Origin of the sequence: Paenibacillus sp. FSL R5-0527, from assembly GCF_038008055.1 — a bacterium.
Classification (GTDB): Bacteria; Bacillota; Bacilli; order Paenibacillales; family Paenibacillaceae; genus Fontibacillus; species Fontibacillus macerans.
The window spans coordinates 4,597,278-4,616,046 of sequence record NZ_JBBOYI010000001.1 but is presented as its reverse complement, the minus strand read 5'-3'; the positions used below and the strand labels follow the sequence as shown (position 1 = coordinate 4,616,046).

Genomic DNA, 18,769 nt, shown 5'->3' with positions numbered 1-18,769 from the left:
ACAAACGTGGTGATAAGCTTGTTTAACATTATGCTGATCGAAGACGACCGGTCTCTTTTTCAGGAAATCAAAGAACGGCTGGAGCAGTGGTCCTACGGGGTGCATGGGGTTGGGGACTTCGGAGACGTGCTGCGGGAGTTTACGGCGATTCGTCCCGATCTGGTCGTCATCGACATTCAGTTGCCGAAATATGACGGGTTCCACTGGTGCCGGATGATTCGGGCTCATTCCAACGTACCGATCATTTTTCTGTCCTCGCGCGATCATCCGACCGATATGGTGATGTCCATGCAGCTGGGGGCGGACGATTTTATCCAGAAGCCGTTTCATTTCGAGGTGCTGATCGCCAAAATCCAGGCGACGCTGCGGCGCGTGTACGACTACAATACGGACCGGATGGAGCTGCGGACATGGCGCGGGGCCGCGGTGGAGTACGTGCGGAATACGATCCGGAACGGGCAGGGGACAATCGAACTGACGAAAAACGAAATGCTGATTTTAAAAATGCTGATTGAACGCAAAAACCGGATCGTCAGCCGGGAAGAGCTGATCAGGAGCTTGTGGGACAACGAGCATTTCGTCAGCGACAACACCTTGACGGTCAACGTGAACCGGCTGCGCAAGAAGCTGGAAGAAATCGGGCTGGGCGCTTATATCGAAACCAAGGTGGGACAAGGGTATATAGCCACGGAAGAGGCGGCGCCCCAATGATCCGGAAATTTCTGCGAGAACGGCTAAGTTGGATTTTGCTGATTGCCGGTTTGCAGCTGCTGCTGCTGTTTGTCGCTTTCATCGACAGCGAGATTCCATTTCTGCCGATCCTTTATATCGTCTTTTTGTCGCTGCTTGTGTTTGCCGTTTTTCTCTTTATGCGCTACTCGAAAGAAACGAGGTTTTACCAGACCCTTGCGGCCTGGGACGATACGTACGACCTGTCCGCGATCGCCCGTCCCGACAGCCCGTTTGAAACGATTGCGATGGACATGCTCAGCGAACAGACGGACAAGTACCGGAAGGAAGCTTCGGCGCATGTGGCCCGGCTGGAAGAGGAAAAGGACGAGCTGATGTCCTGGATTCATGAAGTCAAAACGCCGCTCACCGCCATGCAGCTTATGATCGATCGGCTGGAGGAAGGAACGCTGAAGTCGCAGCTGAGGTACGAGTGGCTGCGCATTCATCTGCTGCTGGATCGCCAGTTGCATCAGAAGCGGATCGCTTTTATCGAAAATGACCGGTATATTGAGCGGACGGCGCTGGAGCCGATCGTGCACAAAGAGATCAAGGATTTGCAAGCCTGGTGCCTGCAAAAAGGCATCGGTTTTGATGTGTCGCTAACGGCCAAAGAAGTGCTGACGGACGGCAAGTGGCTCGGCTTCATCCTTCGGCAGCTGTTGAGCAATGCCGTAAAATACAGCCAGGCTTCCGATATCATCGTTGAAAGCGGGGCGCTGGAAGGCCGGACCTGGCTGCGTATTCGGGATTTCGGCCGGGGGATCGATCCGAAGGATGTGCCGCGCATCTTCGAAAAGGGCTTTACATCAACGGCGGCGCATCTGGACAATGCGGCTACGGGAATGGGACTATATTTGGCGAAAAAGGTCGCGGATTCGCTGTCCATACGCATTGAAGTCGAATCGAGGCCGGGCGAAGGGAGCGTTTTTACGCTGTATTTTCCGCAAAGCAACGATTTTGTAAGCACGCTGGGCATGTGACAACATTGTCACATGCCTTTGTGTTTTGTTCGGCTAACCGCAGGACAGGGCGGGGGCGACTGGTTAAGATAGAGGCAGAACCAAAGGAGTGATGGAAAGTGGCGATACTGGAAGCCAGCAAAATTCATAAAAGCTATGGCAACAAATTCAATAAACAGGAGGTGCTGAAGGGGATCGACCTCAGCGTGGAAAAAGGCGAATTCGTCAGCATTATGGGGGCGTCCGGCTCCGGTAAAACGACTTTGCTGAACGTGCTCTCGTCCATCGACAAGGTCAGCCTCGGCAGCATCAAAATCGAAGGCAAGGAATTTACCGGCATGAAGGAAAAGGAGCTGGCCGAGTTCCGAAAGTCTCATTTGGGGTTTATTTTTCAGGAGTACAATTTGCTGGATACGCTGACGGTCAAAGAAAATGTGCTGCTGCCTTTGTCGATCAAAAAAGTGTCCCGGAAAGACGCGGATCATAAATTCCGGACGATTGCCTCTGAGCTGGGCATTTACGAGTTAAAGGACAAATACCCGAACGAAATCTCCGGGGGACAAAAGCAGCGGACAAGCGCGGCACGGGCGTTTATCCATGACCCAAGCATCATTTTTGCCGATGAGCCGACCGGTGCGCTCGATTCGAAGTCGGCCTCCGATTTGCTGGGCAAGCTCAGCGAACTCAACCGGAAAATCGAAGCTACGATCATTATGGTCACCCACGATCCGGTGGCGGCCAGCTACTGCAGCCGGGTCGTCTTTATCAAGGACGGTCAGATTTACTCGCAGCTGGTCAAGGGAGAAGAATCCAGGCAGGCGTTTTTTAACGACATCATTAAAGCGCAAGGTGTATTGGGCGGTGTCCAGGGATGAGCTTAAACCAGTTGATATACCGCAATTTGAAAAAAAACATCAAAAACTATTACCTGTACGTCTTTGCGCTTATTTTCAGCGTCGCTTTGTATTTCGCGTTTGTGACCCTGCAATACGATCCGGCGCTTGATGAAATCAAGGGTTCCGTGAAGGGGGCGGCCGGATTGGCCGCCGCGTCGGTTCTGCTCGTTGTCATCGTGGCGATATTTTTGCTGTACGCCAACACGATTTTCATCAAGCGCCGCAGCCGGGAAATCGGATTGTTTCAATTAATCGGGTTAACGAAGGGAAAAATCTTCCGGATTTTAAGCAGCGAGAACCTGATCCTGTATTTCGGTTCCATGCTGGTCGGCATCTTCTTTGGTTTTTCCTGCTCCAGGCTGCTCCTTATGATCTTGTTCAGAATCATCGGCGTGGACGAGCAGGCCAAGCTCAGCTTTTCGCCGCAGGCGCTGCTGCAAACCGTGATCGTCTTCGCGGCCGTTTATTTGCTGATCATGCTCATGAACTATACGTTCATCAAGCGGCAGAGTATCCTTTCGCTCTTCCGGGTCGTGTCTTCGACAGAAAATACGTACCGGAAAATGCGCGTCTCCGAGCTGTTTATCGGCTTGCTCGGCATCGGGTTCATCCTTTTCGGATACAAGGTCTCGACCCGCTTGTTCAGCGGCGCTTTCACCGCTATGAACGAGCTGTTTCTGGCGATGGTGCTGATCTTGGGCTCCGTTATTTTAGGGACATATTTGTTCTATAAAGGGTCGGTCAGCGCTATTTTTAACCTGGTGCGGAAAGCGAAGGGCGGTTATTTGTCGCTGAACGAGGTGCTGTCGCTTTCTTCGATTATGTTCCGGATGAAATCCAACGCCTTGCTGCTGACGATCATCACGACCGTATCGGCGCTGGCGATCGGACTTCTGTCGCTCAGTTATATCTCGTATTATTCCGCGGAAAAATCGGCCGAGCAAAGCGTACCGAACCACTTTTCGATGATGGAGCCCGCGGATGTAGCGGCGTTTGGGCAGGCGCTTCGGCAGGCGAACATCGAGTACAGGGAAACCAAACGCGCCGTTCTTATGGTGGACGCTGACGTCGCCCAAGTTATCGGCGTCAGCACGCAAGACGGCGGCAACGGAATCATGACGCTTCCGGTCGTCAGCGAGAAATCGGTGGACGGCGTGGACGTCGCCCTGAGGGAGGCGTTGTTTATGGGGTTAAACGATGCGATGACGCAGTTTATGGCGATCCGGCCGACAGGAGAACTGACGCTTAAGGGACAAACGGACGAGATCAAATTATCGCTGATCGGAATGGATAAAATGGCGGTCGTCTCCATTCCTTTTTCGGGCGGGGTGCCTACGGCCGTTGTGGATCAAGCGGTGTTTGAACGAATGGCGAAGGACGTGAACCCGGATATCCAAAAGGGAACCTCCGTATATTACGGCATCGATATCGTTAACCCTGAACAAATGGATCAGGCCGACGAACTGTATAAAGGCATGGGCTTAGAAAGTCGTTCCGGCAATATGTCGCAGCCTGAGCTCATTACGAATCAAAAGGGCAACATGGGGCTGATCATGTTCATCGTCGCCTTTCTGGGATTGACTTTCCTGATCACTTCGGGCTGCATTTTGTATTTCAAGCAAATGGGCGAAGGGGAAGAGGAGCGGCCGAATTATACGATCTTGCGAAAAATCGGGTTCACGCAAGGCAATTTGCTCCGCGGCGTTCAAATCAAGCAGTTGTTCAGCTTCGGCATTCCGCTGGCCGTAGGCTTGTCGCACAGTTATTTTGCCGTGAAATCCGGCTGGTTTCTCTTTGGCACCGAGCTGTGGACGCCGATGGTCCTGGTGATGCTGCTGTATACGGGACTGTACTCCATCTTTGGACTTCTGTCCGTTATGTTTTATAAGCGGGTGATTAAGGAAGCGCTGTAGCAATAAACTCCGGTCCGGCAAGGGCCGGTTTTTTTGTACTTTCAGATTCGTGGACGCTTTTAACTTGCTTGGGGATCTATTGTCGTAGTTGACGATTGTTTCTTTAATGGATATTATAGATATATATAATCTATAATATCGATTTAATTTTAGGAGGAAACTCATCATGACAACCTTGCTTGATGTAGGCATTATCGGAGGCGGACCGGCCGGTTTAAACGCGGCTTTGGTTTTGGGCAGAGCGCGAAAAAGCGTAGCGGTGATTGACGAAGGACGTCCGCGCAACCGGGTGACGGGCGAGTCACACGGGTTTTTGACCCGTGACGGCATCAAACCGGCGGAATTCCGGCGTATCGCCAAAGAACAGATTCAAGCCTATCCTACCGTTCGCTTTGTGGAGGATACCGCGGTGAAATTGTCGGGGGAGGATGGACATTTTCAAATTACTACTGCACGGGGAGAGACGCTCTATACGAAAAAGCTGCTTATTGCCTCAGGAATGAAGGATGCGCCGCTGGACATCCCGGGCCTTGCCGATGTATACGGGAAAAGCGCGTTTGTGTGCCCATATTGTGACGGCTGGGAAATGCGGGACAGGCCGCTCGCCGTGATCGTTCCCAGAGACCATGCGTTGCATATGGCCAAAATGATCTCGGGCTGGACCGCGCAATTTGCGATGTGCATCCATGGTCAAGGGGAATGGCCGGAGGGGCACCGCGAGGAGCTTGAGCGCCGCCAGGTTCCCGTCTTCGATTTGCCGATCGAACGCATTGACTCTGAGGAAGGCATGGTACGGCAAGTCGTCCTGGAGGATGGCACGGCCGTTCCTTGCACCGGGATCTTTTTTGCGCCGAAGCTGGTGCCGGGATCCGGCTTGCCCCAAACGTTGGGCTGCGATATGACGGAAGGCGGGGCTATGGTCGTCGACGATCTCGGCAAAACGAACGTGCCTGGGGTCTACGGCGCCGGCGATGCGGCCTCCGTCAAGTATCAGGTGATTGCAGCCGCCACGGCGGGAGCTTTTGCGGGCATCGCCATCAATAACGAGCTCCAGGAAGAAGCCTGGAGCCGTAAGGAAGAGTAACTTGACGAAGGTTTAGTGCTGGACAAAACGATCTGGAGTACGTAGGGCGGGCTAACGGAGCGAAATAACCTTATTTGGCTTGGACCATTTCGCCGAAATCAAGCGTTCCCGCCCCAAAACGCCTGCATCCGACGGCTCACATATACAAGCTGGCCAACAGGATTCCCAGGCTTTCCTCGTAAATTTCGTCATATTGCGCCAGCGGCAGGGGATTGACCCCGCTGCCGAGCTCCACCGTAAACCCCGGCCTTCTCCAGTCCTGGATGAACCAGTCTTTGTAGCCGGCATAGCTTTCGACATACCGCACCGGTTCGTATCCGCTGACGCGGGCAAACTCGTTTACGATCGTTTCGGCATAGGGCGGTTCTAGATTTTCAAACCCCCAATAAATGACTTCACCCTGGGTATGAAAAGCCAGTACGCGGGCAAAATCGCTTTCTCTCGTTAGATCAGCCATCGCGATCGCTTCCGGCTCGGTGAGCGGGGCGGTTCCCCCATAATCCCGCGGTCCGCGCTCCTGCGGATTTCTGGCGACTTCGCGTTCCCACAGCGCGGGGAACTGGTCGTTGAGGTCCACGCCGCGTATGTTCGCTTTCCACCCCTGGAAATCGGAGCTTCCGTTGTTGTAGGACAGCACATTGCTGCGGTAGGGCACCTGCTCCGGCAAGCCGTTTATGACCAAATCCACGCCGTCGGGATTAACCATAGGAACCACGGACAACGTCGCCGCCTCATAGTAAGGCCACATTTGCAGCCCCCTGATCCCGGTATTGTTGGTTAATGCAAGCGAATAATGATTCAGAAACTTGATCAGGACAGGCGTCGTGATCCATTCGTTGGCATGGAAGGCCCCGTTGGCGTGAACGCGTTTGTTGCCTTGGCCGACGCGCAGCTCGGGCAGCGGTTTGCCCATCACGGAATTACCGATATTGCGGTATCCGAGAAACGGATACAGATCCATAAGCCGGTTCAGATCGGAGCGAAGCGCGGCATAATCGTACGGTTTTCTGACGTCCACCACAAACCAGGTGACCCGCAGCGGCAGCTGCACTCTCTGCCCGATCTCCAACCGGTTCGGATTGACCGACGGGTTCAGCAGAATCAGCATATCCAGCGAAATCCCCCGGTCTCTGGCCAGCTTCCATAGTGAGTCGCCGGGTTTGATTTGATATTCGCTGACCAGAAACCCCGGAATATTCACTTCCTGGCCCACAGCAAGATTCGCGGCGTCCACTCCGGCGTTGGAATCCACGATCAACTGCAGCGGCAGGTTAAACAGCTGGCTGTAATACCACAGCGTATCCCCGGCACGAACTTGTATTCTCAAAAGCCATCCCTCCTAGACGTACCCTCCCTATCAGCATATGGGGGAAAAATGGGCTCCATGTCAGATTGCATGATAACGGGAAGGATCGGCCTATGGTCCTTGCCCTAAATAATCCGCCCGAGCATGGAATTCACGGAAACGGGGATTCTATTCAAAAAGGAGGAATCACTATGCCTAATGAGCGGATATCGATCGAAAAAGACGGGGACCCGCAAACTGTTTACGAGGATACGAGACCGCATCTGCGAACCGGCTTTATGCCGGAGCAGCCCGACGTAACGGCCCTTCCTTCCGAGGAAGAAAGTCTGGAGCGGATCGGAAACGACCAGGCCCCGGAGTAACTTTGCAAGAACAGCGACTAGTCCGGTCGCTGTTTTTTATTTTCAATTATAAGCGGATGTGAACAAACGTTCCCCAGTTATGATATACTAAAATGGAAATTTGACGCTTGTCCATGAGGATGGAGAGTTTGCCATGGAAAATCGTTTGCGTTCCATTGAATTTGCGGAAATCGATTTGTACGAAGAAGAGCCGGGACTTGATATACCGCTTAAAAAAGATACGGACCTGAGTCAAGCGTCCGCGGGGTCCATTCCGTTCTACAACCGTGAGCGCCATTTCGCCAAGGAAGCGCGGAAGCGGGTGAACGAGCGGGGCGAGCCGGCGCCTTTTGCGCCGTTTATGAGCTATTGGCCGACCTACGAACATATGATGGAGTCGCAGCAGAGATGGTATTTTTACTGGCGTTCCGAAGTGCGCGCCGGGCGTTACCCCGATACGGATCTATCGTACATATTCGTTTATGTTTATGAACTGATCAACGGTGTGGGGTGGTCGGACCCGCAGGAAGGGTTCGAAGAACTTAACCGGATTTGGATGGCGTATGGCGGACGGTATCCGCAGCTAAACGCCTATTTGAAAGATTGGCTCGCCGATTTTGCGTTTGTGCACGCGCTGGATGTTCCGCTGCTGGAAATCATCACGCGCGGCGGAGGCTCATATCCGGAGGATTTGTTGGATATGGAACTGCTGCGGATGTTTAAGAAGCAGCCGTCCCAAATCCCGCTGGACCTCTTGCTTGCGTTAAGCGACTACGATTTGCGGCGCAGCAAATTTTATCAGGGGCCCGGCAAAGCGGATCTGGAGCTGTGGGTCCCGCGGATTGTCGGGATGCTGGACGCTTTTTTGTGCCAAACGCAGGGGATCCGGCTGATCGACAAATTCCATCCCGGCCGGGAGCGGACGACCGAGCGGTATCTGTTCCGCAGCGCGGTCTACGACGATTCGCTTTACGGGAGAACGATAGCCCTTGGTACGGTCCCGCTCAGCAGCCATCGTCCGCTGCGAAAATGTATCACGCAAACGATCCGCTATGCCGAAAACCGATTAAGGGAATTAAGAGGATTTAGAGGACGCTTGAGGGGCGTCGTTATGGAGCCGGAGACGGCGCGGCTGATCGACCGCTTTCTGGAAAAAGAGTTCGCTGCGCAGACGGCCGCAAAGCCGCGGATCGAAATCGACGCGGAGAAGCTGGCGGCGCTTAAGCGGGATTCGGATTATGTGCGGAGCAGGCTGGCGATCGGCTATGAGGAAGGGGGCGAAACGGCGGCGCAGGCGAGTTCGGGTTTGGCCGCGGAATTGGGCCCGCAAGCGGATTTGGACTCGGAAGCAGCTTTGGACTCGCAGGACAATGTCGCGCCTGAACAAGAAGTCGGCAAGGAAGATGGAGAGAGCTTGGCGTATTGGGACCTGCCGCAGCTGGACGAGGATTGGACTTCATTCGCCGAACAGCTTGATTCGGGGCAGCTCGAAGCTTTGCTTGCCCTCAAAAGCCCTGCGCCCGATAGCGCGCTTGCCGCTGTGGCCGAAGCTTACGGCACCATGCCCGAGCTGATCCTGGATGAAATCAACCAGCTGGCGATGGAAACGATCGGGGACCTGGTTGTTGACGAAGGGCGGATTGTCCCGGAATATATGGACTTTTTTGCGCATTTGAAAGGAGAATTCTCGTGAATGAAGTGAAAATCCCCAAGCGCCTCACCACGGCGCTGGTCAATTCGCTCACGGCCGGCGTGGTGCCGCGGGTGGGGCTGGAACATATCGCGGTGGGGCGCCGGGCGGAAGTTGACGCCATTCTCAAGGACCTCGACAACATCGCCGAGGGCGGAGCGGCGTTCAGATTTATTACCGGACGTTACGGCAGCGGGAAAAGCTTTTTGCTGCAGACGATCCGCAACTACGCGATGGACCGGGATTTCGTCGTGGCCGACGCGGATTTGTCGCCGGAGCGGCGGCTGGTCGGGACGAAAGGGCAAGGCTTGGCCACCTACCGCGAGCTGATGACCCATCTGTCCACCAAGACGCGCCCGGACGGCGGAGCGCTGGAAGCGATGCTGCAAAAATGGTTCGCCGCTTTGCAGCAGGACGCGCTGCGGGAGACGGGCCTAAAGCCAAGCGATCCCGCTTTAAACGATGCGGTGGAGCAGCGGATTTTTGCGGTTACGGCGGAAATGCAGAACCTCGTGCACGGGTTTGATTTCGCCAAAGTGCTGGCCGCTTACTGGAACGGGTACAAGCTGGCCGACGACGACCGGAAGCAGGCGGCGCTCCGCTGGCTAAGGGGCGAGTACCCGACGAAAACGGAAGCGAAAAAGGAACTGCAAGTTGGCGTCATCGTCGATGATGAAAATTGGTACGACTATGTCAAGCTGTGGTCGGAGTTCGCGGCGCGGATCGGATACCGCGGCCTGCTGCTGTTTATCGATGAAGCCGTCAATTTGTACAAGATTTCAAACAGCGTGTCCCGGCAAAGCAATTACGAAAAGCTGCTGACGATGTTTAACGATACGATGCAGGGCAAGGCGGAGCATCTGGGCATTTTTGTCGGAGGGACGCCGCAATTTGTCGAAGATGAGCGCAGGGGCCTGTTCAGCTATGAAGCGCTGCGCTCCCGACTGATGGAAGGACGTTACGCCGGGAAAGGCTTCGTGAATTATTCCGGGCCGATCCTGAGGCTGGAGATGCTGTCGCCCGAAGAAATACTGCTGCTCCTGCAAAAGCTGGTGAACATCCATGCCCAGCATTTTGGCTATGCGCCGTCGGTCGCGCAGCAGGAGATCGTGTATTTTATGGAGGCTGCCGTCGGCCGCCTGGGCGCCGATGAGCTGCTCACCCCGCGCGAAGTGATCCGCGATTTTATGAATTTGCTGCATACGCTGCGGCAAAATCCGGAGGCATCCTTCGAGCGGCTTGTCGGCGGGCATCAAGTGAAGCCGGCCGAAGCGGATCCGGACGAGATCGACGGCTTTCTGGCGGAGTTTGAACTATGAGCGACAATCCTTTTTATCAGCTGGCCCCGTTTATCCAGGAATTTATTTATAAGCGGAAATGGGAGACGCTAAGGGCCGTGCAAGTGGAGGCCTGCCGCATCTGCTTTGGGACAAGCCGCCATTTGCTAATCGCTTCGGGCACCGCCTCGGGGAAAACCGAGGCCGCGTTGTTTCCAGCGCTGACCGAGCTGCACAACCGGCCGGCCAGTTCCGTCGGCATCTTGTACATCGGCCCGCTGAAGGCGCTGATCAACGATCAGTTCGCCAGGCTCGAGGATCTGCTGCGCGAATCGCGCATTCCGGTTTGGCATTGGCACGGCGACGTGCCGCAAGCCGAAAAAACGAAGCTGGTCCGGAATCCTTCCGGGATACTGCAAATTACGCCCGAATCGCTTGAGGGGCTGCTGATGAACCGCCCCAACGCGATTCCTGCATTGTTTAAAGACTTGCGCTACATCATCATCGACGAGGTGCACGCCTTTATGGGGGTGGACCGGGGCATCCAGGTGCTGAGCCAAATCGCCCGGATCGAGCGGATGGCCGGCGCCAGGCCGAGGCGGATCGGGCTGTCGGCGACGCTGAGCGATTACGAATCGGCCAAGGCATGGTTAGGAGCGGGAAGCAGCGAGCAAGTCGAGGTCGTATCCTCGGCGGGAGGGCGTAAGCTGCGGCTGCGGGTTGAGCATTTTTCGTTTCCCGACGCCCGTGACGAACAGCAGGCCGAGCAGCTGCAGAACGCCCGCAAGGCATATTACGAGTACATTTACGACAGCACGCATTTGAAGAAGGCGCTGATTTTCACCAACAGCCGGTCCGACGCCGAGCTCACGACGCTGGAAATGCGCCGGGTTGCGGCGAAACGCCATGAGCCGGACGTGTTTTACGTTCACCACGGGAGCATTTCGGCGATGCTGCGGGAAGAGGCGGAGAGCGCGCTGAAAAACGGCCCGGGACCGGCGGTGTCCGCGGCGACGCTAACGCTGGAGCTGGGGATCGACCTTGGGGAGCTTGAGCGGGTCGTGCAGCTTGGCGCTCCGTACAGCTCGTCCAGCTTCGTGCAGCGGCTGGGGCGCTCCGGCCGGCGCGGCGATGCGGCGTCCGAGATGCTGTTCGTCGTCCATGAGGAAGAGGACGAGGATGCCCCGCTGCCGGCACGCATGCCGTGGACGCTGCTGCGCGCGGTCGCGGTGATCGAGCTGTACGTCCGCGACAAGTGGATCGAGCCGCTGGAGATCCGCAAGCTGCCGATCGGCACGATGTACCATCAAACGATGAGCATGTTGAAAAGCATGGGGGAAGCGGAGCCGGCCGAGCTGGCGCAAGCGGTGCTGACGCTTCCGTCGTTTCGCCGGGTGAGCCCGGAGCAGTATAAAATGTTCCTGAATTATCTCCTGCAAACCGATCATCTGCAGTGGACGGAAGAAAAGTCGCTGATCATCGGCCTGGCCGGGGAGAAGATCGTAAACAACTTCCGCTTTTACGCCGTCTTTCAGGATGACGAAGAACATGCGGTGTATAACGGCTCCGAGGAGATCGGCTCGATTACGACCGTTCCGCCGCCCGGATATTGCTTTACCCTGGCCGGGAAGCTGTGGAAGGTGACGGAGGTGGATGCGAAGCATAAGGCGGTTTACGTAAAACCGGCGATCGGCAAAGTGGATACGTTATGGCTTGGGGCAGGCGGAGATATTCACACGCAGGTGGTGAAAAAGATGCGGGAAGTGCTCGCCGGCTCCGCCATCTATCCGTATTTGTCCCCGCAAGCGGTGAACCGGTTGGAGCGGGCCCGGCGGCTGGCCAGGGAGACCGGGCTGGCCCGGCAAGTTGTCCTGCCGGCTGGCGGAGACTCCTTGTTCGTGCTGCCATGGGTCGGCAGCAAGGCGTTCCGCACCTTGGAACGGCTGCTCAAGCATCATTTGTCCGAACGTCTCGCCTTACGCTCCGTCGTCCCGATGGAGCCCTACTACATGATCGTCTCGGGCAAAAGCGATCCGCAACTGTTAATCGGAGAAATCGCGCGAGCTTGCCGGGACTGCCGTGAAGAGGACCTGCTGGCGCCGGAGGAAGCGCCTTACCTGGGGAAATACGACGAGTTCGTCGCTCCGGAGCTCATCCGCCAGGCGTTTGCCGCCGACGGTCTTGATTTGCAGGGACTGCGGACAGGGCTCGCCGACATGCCGGAGGAAGAAGTATAGCAGGGTTCCTGCGCCTGAAAAGGATGTTCTGATTGGATATATCCAATTGAATTGGAGGTTGATTGGTAATTCCGGCGACTTGATTGGATATTTCCAATAGATTGGCTCGGCAAGGCGTAATACGGGCGATTTAAACGAAATCTATTGGATATTTCCAATGAGCATCCATTTTGGAGCGGCTTGTTCCCGATCTATTGGATTTCTCCAATGACAGGTGAGGGACGAGCAAGTTAATTGATGGGGGGATTATGGACCACGACGCGGCCCAGGCCAAGTTCTTTCGAAAGCACGAAAAGCAAGCCCGGTGAAGAGCCCGGCTCGCACCGTAGGATACGAGCCGGGCTCTTATATGGATGGAAGGCTTGCCATCGTTTTTATTTTTTCAGGGGAAGGTTAAGTTCCAAATCTTCCAGATATGCTTTTATAGGCGACCCGTCGCTGTTTTGAACCAATTTTCCTTTGCTGTCCGTTTTAAAGGTATACGGTTTTACGACAATAGAACTTGGAACAGCCGCAAAGGATGTATATGTCATGTCGAAGTAGTGCTGCTTTTTGACGACGCCGTCATTAGCTTGCAGGATAGGAAAGGTATTCCCTTTACTATCCGCGAGATCAAATCCTAAATTTTTTAAATCCTTTACTTGCTTATGAGCGCCTTGTGCAGCCAGCTCTAACCGGCTTGAATAAGGGGTTAATTCTACCCGTTTTACGGTATAGCTGAAATTTCCCGCTTTCTTAACCACCGCTTTGCTTAAAACCGTGTTTTGTGGCGCTTGTTTTTTGACGGGTAATTTAAAGGTAAAAGGATCCTTCACACCTGAAATATAAGCTTTGACCGTAAGCTCGAACTGCTAGGGCAGATACAGGGTTCGCGGGCCCTTAACGGACAGGTCTGATCGTCATTTCCAAATCTTTATGGTACGTTTTTGTTTGTTTGTCAACCGCAGTCCAATCCGATTTTTCGACCGTATAGGTATACGGTTTGATCGTAATGGATTTGGGTGCCGTACTGAACGCGCTATACAGTTCGTCCTCATGATAGTGATTTTTTGGCGCTTCATAAGGGGACGGAACCCACGACTGTTGAATTGGATTTCCTTGTCCATCCACAATATTGTAATACATTAAATCCATGTTTTAAAATAAGTGGGCTCCCGTAGAGTATGGATGGATTTAAAGGCTTTTAAGACAGCCTCCTGCATCGCATCATCGCAATCTTCCGGTTTTTTGAAAATGGCCCAAGCGGTTTGATAAAGCGGCAGTTCCACTTGTTTCATCAATTGAACAAGGGCGGTGCGATCTCCGGCTTTTGCCAGCAGTATGCATTCCTCACTAAATTCCCAATCGTTTCACCTCTTTTCTCTTTCATTTCGTTTATTAGACCGGCCAACTGTCCGAAAGGTAACATAGAAAAATTTATGGTTGTCAGAAAACATCCTTGGCAATCTTCCTAATGAATTATGCGTAAATTCATTTTGAAAAGCAAAAATGGTTGTAAAAAATCGCTTTTCCCGATTCGATTGACTGAAAAAATAGATAATGCTACAATTTTTTTATTAATTTACGTAAATTTTGCGATGGGGTGTGTACATTGGCGACGATAAAAGAGATAGCCAAAGAAGCCGGGGTGTCGATAGCCACGGTTTCCCATGTCATTAATAAAACGAGATACGTCAGTCCCGAGCTGGCGGAAAAAGTGGAAGACGTCATCAAGAAGCTGGGCTACGACAAAAAAATAGCGGTTGCCGGCAATCAGTTCAGAATCGGCAAAAAATCAGAAATCGCCTTGCTTTTGCCGGGTTTGTCGGGAACGCTTTATTCTCAGCTGGCTTCCGCGATTTCAGCCTGTATAACCGAACGGGGCTATAGTTTGACGGTTTATTTCCATCATGACGATGTGACGCTGGAGAAAAACATCATTACCAACATCCTGAACAACAAGCGGATCGCGGGGCTGATCATCGTACCGGCCAGCACGGAGGCGAAGCAGTTCCAGAAGCTTAAGCAGCAGCAGTTTCCGTTTTTGTTCCTGGACCGCAAGGTTCGCCTGGAAGGCGTCGGCTCCGTGCTGGCGGACAGTAAAGAAGGGATTTACAGAGGCTGCGTTCATCTGCTGAAATCCGGACATGAGGAAATCGCCTTGATCATTGAAAAAGCGGATTTTTCCAGCGTCGAAGACCGGTTGGAAGGTTACCGCGAAGCGCTGGGCTCCTACAAAATCCCGTTTCGCAAAGAGCTGGTGATCGAAGTGGAGCAAAACCGGCTGGATGATTTCGAAAAAGGGATCAAAGAGGTCTGGGGCCAGCATAAAAGTCCGACCTTTGTGGCCAGCGGCAACCGGATTACGCTCAATTTGCTGCGGGTGATGAATAAACTGGGGCTGGAGTGGCCGGCCGACGTTTCGGTGATCGGGTTCGGTGATGAGGAATGGTCGGAAATCATCAATCCGCCGCTGACGATGCTGAAGCAAGACACGAAGCAAATGGCTTTGGAAGCGGTTTCGATGCTGCTTGACATCATGGATCACGGCCCGGGCGAGGCCCGGGAAATCAAAGTCCCGATGACGTTTTCGATCCAGAAGTCGACCCAGGTGATCGGCAAAGGACCGTTTGGCGAAAAGCCGGTTTCCCCCGATGAATTGACGTTGTCCAAGGAAGAAGTTGAAAAATTGACGACAGGCAGCTATAAAGTCGGCATCTCTTTCCATTACGGCGGTACGGCGTGGACAAGACTATACGAAAACGGAATCCGCCATGTGTTGGACCAATACGGGATTTCCATTATTTCCATTACCAACGCCGGTTTTGACCCGAATCTGCAGGTCACGCAACTGGAAGGCTTGCGCATGCAAAAACCGGATGCGATTATCGCCATCCCGGTTGACGATGAGCTGACCGCCAAGAAATTCAAGAACATCTCGGAGGAAACGAAGCTGATTTTTATGAGCCATGTGCCGGAGGGCATGACGAAAGACGAGTATTCCTGCTGCGTTTCGGTGAACGAACGGGAAAACGGGCAAAACGCGGCGCTCCTGCTGGGCAACTATTTCAAAAACGAGCAGAACGTCAAGATCGGCTTCATCGGGCATGGCGCCCCGTTTTACGGCACGCATTTAAGGGACGCCGTGGCGAACGACACGATCCGCAGCAATTTCCGCAATATCGAGATCGTCGATGAGCAGTATTTTTACCAAATCGAGAAAACGTACGACGTATGCAAAGAAATGATCAAGCGGCATCCGGAAATTCAAGGCTTGTATATTTCCTGGGACAGACCGGCGCTGGAGGCGATCAAGGCTTTGCAGGAGCTGAAGCGGGAGGACGTGGCCGTCTTCACGTTCGATCTCGATACGGAAATCGCCACGTATTTGGCCAAAGAAGAAATGGTCAAGGGATTGTCCACGCAGCGGCCATACGATCAGGGGATCGCGGTAGGTTTGGCGACCGCCAAGGCCTTGCTGGGCCATGATGAGCACAAGTATATCGGCGTTCCGCCATATATCGTGGAACCGAAAAATCTGTTAAAGGCTTGGAAAAATATTGTATTGGAACCGGCTCCAGCAGAAATTGAAGAATTAATTCTCAAGAAATTTACGTAAATTAATTTGGAATCATTTTTTTGTTTAAAATTTCGACAAAATATTTGACATTTCGCAGCTCTCTATGATACATTTTACGTAAAGAAGTTGAAAGCGGTTTATTCGTAAAAACAGTGCGCACCGGATCGACCGCAGACGTTCTTTATTCACAAACTGATCATAGGGGGCTGGTTTATTGTGAAAAAGCAATTTTTTAAGTTTTCATTGATAGCGCTTACCGTATTGGCTCTGTCGGCTTGCGGCAACGGGCAAGGGACCGAGGCGGGGAATCAAGCGGGGAGCGGCGATGGCGGCGGCAAGGACGGGACGTACAGCTTTGCTTTTTTGACGAACACGCAGAACAATACGTTCCAAACGGCGATGAATGAAACCTACGAAAGATTGGCCAAGGAGAAAGGCTACAAATATACGATGCTGGACCCGGATTATGATCTGAACAAACAGATCAATCAGATGTCGGACGCGGCCAACCAGGGCTTTGACGCCGTGTTCGTGATCCCGGTCGATTCCGCGGGGATCCGCCAGGGGCTGGAAGCGATGCATGACCGCAACATTCCGGTGTTCAACGTCGACACAGCCGTCATTAAAGAGGATCGAGACCTCGTAAAAAGCATCATCGCCACCGACGCTTACATGGCCGGCAAGCTGATGGGCGAGCAGATGGTGAAAGACTATCCGGACGGCGCCAAAATCGCCATCCTGGACTTTCCTTCCAACGAAAGCTGCGTGCAGCGGGTAGCGGGCTTTATGGACGGCCTCGGCGACAATGCCGCCAAATTTAAAATCGTAGCCCAACAGGACGGCAAGGCGGCGCTGGACGCCTCGATGCCGATCGCGGAAGACATCATCCAGGCGAATGCCGACATCGACGCCTTCTTTGCGATCAACGATCCGTCGGCTTTGGGCGTAGCGGCGGCGATTAAAGCGAGCGGCAGAACGGATATCGGCGTGTACTCCATCGACGCGTCTCCGGACGGCAAAGCCGCATTGCTCGACGGTTCGTTTACGGCGGTTTCGGCCCAGGTGCCGATTCAAATTGCCGAAACTTCCTTCAATATGGCGGTCGATTATTTGCAGGGTAAGGAGATTAAACCGGAAGTGCTGCTGCCTTCTCATATCGTCACGAAGGAAATGGCCAAAGAAACCGCCGGCAAGTGGCAATAAGCCCCTTAAATTTAGAATGCAAGCGTCCCTTGCATTCTAAATTTTTTCAAGATGATACCGCTTCGGAGGTGAACAACCATGGGAGATAATTTGCTGGAGATGCGTGGGATCGCCAAAAGCTTCGGGGGGACCCATGCGCTTAAGGGCATCGATTTTGAACTGAAAGCCGGCGAGATCCATGCCTTGCTGGGCGAAAACGGCGCAGGCAAATCGACGCTGATCAAAATTTTGGGCGGCATCCATAAGCCCGACCGGGGACAAATCTTTATCGGCGGTGAGCCCGCGGATATCGACAGCGTGCAAAGCGCCCGGGCTTACGGAATCGGCATTATCCACCAGGAAATCGTGCTCGTTCCATATCTCAGCGTTGCCGAGAACATCTTTTTGGGCCGCGAACCGGTCAACAAATGGGGGTTCAAGGACGAAAAGCGGATGAAAGCCGAAGCCAACCGCATGATCGAGCAGCTTGGGCTGAACATCGATGTCACGACATTGGTGGGAGAATTGACGGTGGCTCAGCAGCAGCTGATCGAAATTGTTAAGGCGATTTCATTTAACGTGAAAATCCTGGTGATGGACGAACCGACCTCCTCCTTGTCCGACGAGGAAGTGGGCCGCCTGTTCGTGACGATGGAGAAGCTGCGGCGGCAAAACGTCGGCATTATTTATATCTCGCACCGGCTGGAAGAATTGTTTAAGATGGCGGACCGCATCACCGTCATAAGGGACGGCGGTTATGTCGGCACGAAGCGGACCTCGGACACCAATACGGAAGATCTGGTGGCGATGATGGTCGGCCGGGAGCTGGAAAGCTTCTACACCCGCACCTATTCCGTCCGTGACCAGGAGGTGCTGCGCGTTGAAGGGCTGTCCAGAGAGGGCGTATTCGAAGACGTGTCCTTCCGGGTGCGCAAAGGCGAAATCCTCGGTTTCTCCGGCCTGGTAGGCGCGGGCAGAAGCGAACTGATGCAAACCATTTTCGGCGCCTACCGGCATAACCGCGGGCGGATTTACTTGAACGGCGGGGAAGTCAGCTTTAAAAATTGCAGCCAGGCTATCGCCAAAGGGATCGCCATGGTCCCGGAAGACCGCAAGGACCAAGGGCTGGTTCTCGAAAACTCGGTCGGCTTCAATCTTACGTTAACGAATCTCGATCAGTTGATGGGCAGCCGGCTTTTGATCAGCGAGAAAAAAAGAAGCGAACAGATCGGCAAATACGTGAGCGACCTGAATATTAAGACCGCCTCGGCGGACATCGAGGTGTCCAGCTTGTCGGGAGGCAACCAGCAGAAGGTCGTCATCGCCAAATGGCTGGCTACGAACCCGCAGCTTCTGATCCTGGACGAGCCTACCCGCGGAGTCGACGTCGGGGCCAAGTCGGAAATCTACGCGATTATCAACCGGTTGGCCAATGAAGGGTTGGCGATTATTATGGTCTCTTCCGATCTTCCGGAGATCATCAATATGTGCGATTCGGTGTGCGTGATGCGGAGCGGCAAGCTGGTGGCGCAACTAAACCGGGAGGAACTGTCCCAGGAAAATATTATGCGCTATGCGACAGGAGGATGAGAA

The 18,769-nt window shown here is 53.8% G+C and carries 16 protein-coding genes; 12 read left to right on the top strand and 4 right to left on the bottom strand.

The genetic code is table 11. The annotated features are described in order from the left end of the window. Positions 1–18: 18 nt before the first annotated feature. The 5 genes from NYE69_RS20320 to NYE69_RS20300 all read left to right on the top strand — a co-directional run bounded on the left by NYE69_RS20320 (position 19) and on the right by NYE69_RS20300 (position 5,584). Complete coding sequence (locus NYE69_RS20320) at positions 19–711, top strand: response regulator transcription factor (protein ID WP_328272143.1); 693 nt, start codon at positions 19–21, stop codon at positions 709–711. Further along, the gene (locus NYE69_RS20315; RefSeq protein WP_328272142.1) at positions 708–1,712 is read left to right on the top strand and encodes a sensor histidine kinase; all 1,005 of its coding nucleotides are present in this window, start codon (positions 708–710) and stop codon (positions 1,710–1,712) included. The genes NYE69_RS20320 and NYE69_RS20315 overlap by 4 nt, the downstream gene beginning before the upstream one ends. Positions 1,713–1,810: 98 nt before the next feature. Further along, positions 1,811–2,566, top strand: a complete 756-nt coding sequence (locus NYE69_RS20310) for an ABC transporter ATP-binding protein (RefSeq protein WP_036622794.1) — start codon at positions 1,811–1,813, stop codon at positions 2,564–2,566. Further along, complete coding sequence (locus NYE69_RS20305; protein ID WP_340927630.1) at positions 2,563–4,500, top strand: ABC transporter permease; 1,938 nt, start codon at positions 2,563–2,565, stop codon at positions 4,498–4,500. Before NYE69_RS20310 ends, NYE69_RS20305 begins: the two co-directional genes overlap by 4 nt. A 166-nt stretch (positions 4,501–4,666) precedes the next feature. Further along, positions 4,667–5,584, top strand: coding sequence for an NAD(P)/FAD-dependent oxidoreductase (locus NYE69_RS20300; RefSeq protein WP_340927629.1), 918 nt, complete (start codon positions 4,667–4,669; stop codon positions 5,582–5,584). A gap of 136 nt (positions 5,585–5,720) precedes the next feature. Here NYE69_RS20300 and NYE69_RS20295 read toward each other — a convergent pair whose 3' ends face one another. Next, positions 5,721–6,911: a M14 family metallopeptidase gene (locus NYE69_RS20295; RefSeq protein WP_340927628.1), complete on the bottom strand. Its 1,191-nt coding sequence runs from the start codon at positions 6,909–6,911 to the stop codon at positions 5,721–5,723. A 170-nt stretch (positions 6,912–7,081) separates the two neighbouring features. Between NYE69_RS20295 and NYE69_RS20290 the strand changes: the two genes are divergently transcribed. The 4 genes from NYE69_RS20290 to NYE69_RS20275 all read left to right on the top strand — a co-directional run bounded on the left by NYE69_RS20290 (position 7,082) and on the right by NYE69_RS20275 (position 12,435). Beyond that, positions 7,082–7,252: a hypothetical protein gene (locus NYE69_RS20290; RefSeq protein ID WP_270618772.1), complete on the top strand. Its 171-nt coding sequence runs from the start codon at positions 7,082–7,084 to the stop codon at positions 7,250–7,252. Positions 7,253–7,385: 133 nt separating this feature from the next. Further along, on the top strand, positions 7,386–8,924 hold the full coding sequence (locus NYE69_RS20285; protein WP_340927626.1) for a TerB N-terminal domain-containing protein: 1,539 nt from the start codon (positions 7,386–7,388) through the stop codon (positions 8,922–8,924). After that, positions 8,921–10,240, top strand: coding sequence for an ATP-binding protein (locus tag NYE69_RS20280; RefSeq protein ID WP_340927625.1), 1,320 nt, complete (start codon positions 8,921–8,923; stop codon positions 10,238–10,240). Before NYE69_RS20285 ends, NYE69_RS20280 begins: the two co-directional genes overlap by 4 nt. Then, positions 10,237–12,435, top strand: coding sequence for a DEAD/DEAH box helicase (locus tag NYE69_RS20275; protein WP_340927624.1), 2,199 nt, complete (start codon positions 10,237–10,239; stop codon positions 12,433–12,435). The genes NYE69_RS20280 and NYE69_RS20275 overlap by 4 nt, the downstream gene beginning before the upstream one ends. A 374-nt stretch (positions 12,436–12,809) precedes the next feature. Here NYE69_RS20275 and NYE69_RS20270 read toward each other — a convergent pair whose 3' ends face one another. From NYE69_RS20270 to NYE69_RS20265, 3 genes are all read right to left on the bottom strand, one after another. Then, positions 12,810–13,250, bottom strand: coding sequence for a DUF5643 domain-containing protein (locus tag NYE69_RS20270; RefSeq protein ID WP_278738595.1), 441 nt, complete (start codon positions 13,248–13,250; stop codon positions 12,810–12,812). Between the two features lie 64 nt (positions 13,251–13,314). Further along, positions 13,315–13,560 (bottom strand): DUF5643 domain-containing protein, encoded by a 246-nt coding sequence (locus NYE69_RS33785; RefSeq protein WP_445744781.1) that lies wholly within the window; start codon positions 13,558–13,560, stop codon positions 13,315–13,317. Continuing rightward, positions 13,560–13,712, bottom strand: coding sequence for an RNA polymerase sigma factor (locus NYE69_RS20265; protein WP_278738593.1), 153 nt, complete (start codon positions 13,710–13,712; stop codon positions 13,560–13,562). Before NYE69_RS20265 ends, NYE69_RS33785 begins: the two co-directional genes overlap by 1 nt. Before the next feature lie 314 nt (positions 13,713–14,026). Between NYE69_RS20265 and NYE69_RS20260 the strand changes: the two genes are divergently transcribed. From NYE69_RS20260 to NYE69_RS20250, 3 genes are all read left to right on the top strand, one after another. Then, positions 14,027–16,033 (top strand): LacI family DNA-binding transcriptional regulator, encoded by a 2,007-nt coding sequence (locus NYE69_RS20260; RefSeq protein WP_340927623.1) that lies wholly within the window; start codon positions 14,027–14,029, stop codon positions 16,031–16,033. A gap of 177 nt (positions 16,034–16,210) precedes the next feature. Continuing rightward, positions 16,211–17,197 (top strand): sugar ABC transporter substrate-binding protein, encoded by a 987-nt coding sequence (locus NYE69_RS20255; protein ID WP_340927621.1) that lies wholly within the window; start codon positions 16,211–16,213, stop codon positions 17,195–17,197. Positions 17,198–17,275: 78 nt separating this feature from the next. Continuing rightward, positions 17,276–18,766 (top strand): sugar ABC transporter ATP-binding protein, encoded by a 1,491-nt coding sequence (locus NYE69_RS20250; RefSeq protein ID WP_340927620.1) that lies wholly within the window; start codon positions 17,276–17,278, stop codon positions 18,764–18,766. Positions 18,767–18,769 lie beyond the last annotated feature (3 nt).